Here is a 2,253-nt window from a genome sequence, read left to right as displayed (position 1 = left end):
TCGTCTAGACTTGTTATTTTGTACGTGACCCACACCCTCCGAGAACTACACGCTCCTCTTCGTCGGAAGCGTCAGATGGGTATAAGGGACAGACTCTCTACTGCAATGAAGAGCACGGGGAGGTCATGGCAATCGGGAGGACGGTAGAGGAAGCGCTGATGAAGGCGAAGCGCTCGCTCGACACCGATGTCCAGAGCCACACGAGCCCAAGCGAGATACGGATGATCCTTTCCCGTCCAACCGATGAGCGGTTCCATTGCCTCTTCGACGCGTTCCGGCAGGGCTTCACGGTCGATGAGATCGTCCAGCTGACCTCCATCACCCCATTCTTTTTGGAAAAGATCAAAAATATTGTTAACGTGGAAAAACGCCTTGCAGAAAGAACCTGTTCAAAGGATGACATCATACAGGCAAAGAAGTACGGGTTCTCCAATACCGAGATCGCCCAGATCTGCGGAAAGCCCCTGCCCGAGATCGATTCCCTTGTCCCTCCCCCGTCATATAAAATGGTGGACACGTGCGCTGCCGAATTCCCGGCAAACACGCCTTATTTCTACTCAACATACGAACCACAGTCCGAGATAATCCCCACCCCGGAGAAAAAAGTGCTTATCCTCGGGTCCGGGCCCATTCGTATCGGCCAGGGTATCGAGTTCGATTACTGTACGGTCCATGCAGTACAGGCCCTGCGGGAGGAAGAGGGGGTCACAGTCCATATCGTCAACAACAACCCGGAGACCGTATCGACAGACTTCGATACCTCGGACCGGCTTTTCTTCGAGCCCATGCAGCTCGAGGATGTGGCAAATATCCTCAAGTCCGATTCCTATTATGGCGTCATGGTCCAGTTCGGTGGGCAGAATGCCGTTAACCTTGCCGTGCCAATAGAGAACGAGATCCGCCGGCTGGGCCTCTCCACCCGGATCCTCGGGACGAGCCCGGATGCCATGGATATTGCCGAGGACCGGGACCGGTTCAGCATGCTCTTAAAGAAACTCAGCATCCCCTGCCCGCCAAATTCATCAGCCTATTCCGAGTCGGAGGCTAAAGCAAAAGCAGCCCAGATCGGGTACCCGGTGCTTGTCCGGCCCTCCTACGTTCTCGGGGGCCGGGCAATGGAAATCGTCCACGATGAGCGGGAACTCGACACCTACATGAAGGAAGCAGTACGGGTCAGCCGGAACCACCCGGTCCTCATCGATTCCTATCTCCAGAATGCTATCGAGCTTGATGTCGATGCGGTCAGCGACGGGGAAGATGTCCTGATAGGCGGCATTATGGAACACATCGAACAGGCCGGCATCCATTCAGGTGATTCCGCCTGCGTGATCCCGACCCAGTCGCTTTCCCCTGAAGTCATTAACACGGTGAGAGACTACACAAGGAAACTTGTCGTCGGGCTCGGCGTCGTGGGGCTTGTCAACCTCCAGATGGCCGTAAAGGACAATACGGTCTACATCCTCGAAGCAAATCCCCGCGCGAGCAGGACGGTCCCGTTCGTATCAAAAGCAACGGGCATCCCGATCGCGAAAATTGCCGCAAAAGTCATGATCGGCAGGAAGTTGCGCGACCTTGGGTACAGGGAGAGGGAGATCAGGCATGTGGCAGTTAAGGAAGTACTGCTCCCCTTCAACAAGCTCAGCGGTGTCGATACCATGCTCGGACCCGAGATGAAGAGCACCGGGGAGGTCATGGGAATCGACTACGACTTCGGTCTCGCGTTCTACAAGGCCTGCATCTCGGCAGACAACGAGCTGCCCCTCAAGGGAAACATCTTCATCTCGGTCAACATGGAGCAGAAAGAGGAGGTCATTCCCGTTGCCCGGAAACTGCAGGAACTCGGCCTTACCCTGTACGGGACCGAAGGCACGGTTGATTACCTGCATGACGCGGGCATCGAGGCACACCTTGTTCGGAAAGTCCAGGAAGGGTCACCCAATGTCCTCGACATGATGCGGCACGGCGAGATCCGGCTCATCATCAATACCCCTCAGGACAAGCAGTCACGCCAGGATCACTACCAGATCATGCGTGCGGCAGTGGACTTCCAGATCCCCTACATCACGACCCTTCAGGCAGCGCGGGCAGCAGCTCTCGCCATTGATGCCATCAAGCGCGAGAAAGTCACCCTTGAGCCTATCAGCCATTATCTCAAATAACTAAAGAGATATTGGAAAAAAAACACCATTTCAGCGTCTTTTATTTATCCGGTGAATAATTCCGGGCCAGAAGTCAGATTCCTGACCTTGGAAA

At 55.0% G+C, this 2,253-nt stretch carries 1 pseudogene; it reads left to right on the top strand.

What is annotated here, in order from left to right:
- Positions 1 to 93: 93 nt before the first annotated feature.
- Positions 94 to 2,159 (top strand): annotated as a pseudogene (gene carB / locus CW742_RS10925) (carbamoyl-phosphate synthase large subunit); the annotation flags it as partial.
- Positions 2,160 to 2,253: the final 94 nt, after the last annotated feature.

The organism is Methanoregula sp., from assembly GCF_002835825.1.
Lineage (GTDB): Archaea > Halobacteriota > Methanomicrobia > Methanomicrobiales > Methanospirillaceae > Methanoregula.
This window is presented reverse-complemented; position numbering and strand designations above follow the sequence as displayed.